This is a genomic window from Rubrivirga sp., from assembly GCF_049648075.1.
Lineage (GTDB): Bacteria > Bacteroidota > Rhodothermia > Rhodothermales > Rubricoccaceae > Rubrivirga.
The window spans coordinates 1-1,570 of sequence record NZ_JBARYR010000013.1; the positions used below are offsets into that span (position 1 = coordinate 1).

General features: G+C 70.6%; 2 protein-coding genes. Both read left to right on the forward strand.

The annotated features are described in order from the left end of the window. Positions 1-586, forward strand: a 586-nt coding sequence (locus tag WBA11_RS00495) for a M16 family metallopeptidase (RefSeq protein WP_424518776.1), incomplete at its 5' end; no start/stop codon positions are given. A gap of 83 nt (positions 587-669) precedes the next feature. After that, the coding region (locus WBA11_RS00500; protein WP_424518777.1) for a M16 family metallopeptidase at positions 670-1,570 on the forward strand (901 nt) is incomplete at its 3' end.

Below are 1,570 nucleotides of genomic sequence, written 5' to 3' on the forward strand. Positions count from 1 at the left end.
CGTCGAGCCCCAGCAGCTCGGCGAGCGCCGCGTCACCATCGTCGACGACTCGCAGCCGTTGGTCTTGGTCGGGTTCCAGCGCCCGGCCCAGACCGACGACGCGGACCCCGTCTTTACCGTCTTGGCCGACGTCTTGGGCCGGGGCCGCACGAGCCGGCTCTACCGCGCGCTCGTCGAGACCGAGATGGCCGTCGCCGGCCAGGCCATTCCCGCGCCGTTCGGCGGCAAGTACCCGACCCAATTCCTAACCCTGGGCGTCCCGACGCCGAACACCGACCCGGCCGACGTCGAGGCCGAGCTCCTGCGCGTCCTCGAGGACGTGGCCGAGAACGGGATCACGGACGAGGAGCTCCGCCGGGCCAAGAACCGCGCCCGCGCGGACTTCGTGGGCGGCCTCGAGTCGAACACGGGCCTCGCCGTTCGGCTCGGCGTCGCCGAGACGCTGACCGGCGACTGGCGCGCGCTCTTCCGCGACCTCGACGCGATCTCGGCCGTGACCGCCGCCGACGTCCAGCGCGTCGCCCAAGAGACGTTCACGGTCAACAACCGGACCGTCGCCGTCAGCCGCCGCCCCACCGAAGGCTAAGAGGGATGAGGTAAGAGGGCTCCCTCTCTTGCCCCTTTCCACGCCCCCCTTGCCCTGACCCTCCAGATTTGGCCTCCCCTTTGATGACGTTCTCTTTCCGCTGGGCTCCGCTCGCCCTCGCACTCGGCGTCGCCGGCTGCTCCTCGACCACGACCATGACCGACCGTCCGACGATGGACGACGTCATGGACTCCCCCGACGCACCACGCCTCGCCGACTACGACGTCCGCGACTTCGAGTACCCGGCCGTCCGCGACGTCGTGCTGCCCGAGATCGAGCGCGTCGAGCTCGACAACGGCCTAACCGTCTTTCTGGTCGAGGACCGCTCGCTCCCGCTCATCGAGGCCACCGCGCGCGTCGCCGTCGGCTCCGTCCTGGACCCGGCCGACGAGGTCGGACTGGCGTCCATCGTCGCGTCCTCGATGCGGACCGGCGGCGCCGGTGACCGGACGCCCGACGAGGTCAACCTGGCCCTGGAGAATGTCGGCGCGACCGTCGAGGTGTTTGCCGGTGACGACCAGACGACGGCCGTGGCCTCCGGGCTCTCCGACGTGTTCGTCTCCGACGTCCTGCCCATCTTCGCCGACGTCCTGATGGACCCCGGGTTCGACCCGGAGCAAGTCGACTTGGTCAAGACCCAGCAGCGGACGGCCATCGCGAGCCGGAACGACGACCCGCAAGGGATCGCGACGAGGGAGATGTTCCAGCTGCTCTACGGCGAGGACAGCCCCTACGCCCGCGACGTCGAGTACGCGACCTTGGACGCCATCGACCTCGACGACGTCCGCGCGTTCCACGGCCGCTACGTCAACCCCAACGCGACGACCATCGCCGTCTCGGGCGACTTCGACGCCGACGAGATGGCGGCCGCGCTCCGCGCCGCGTTCGGGTCGTGGGAGCGCGGCGCCGCGGCGCCCCAGAAGCCCGAGCCGACGTTCCAGGCCGGGCCCGGGCTCTACTTCGTGCCCAAGGACGACGTCAACC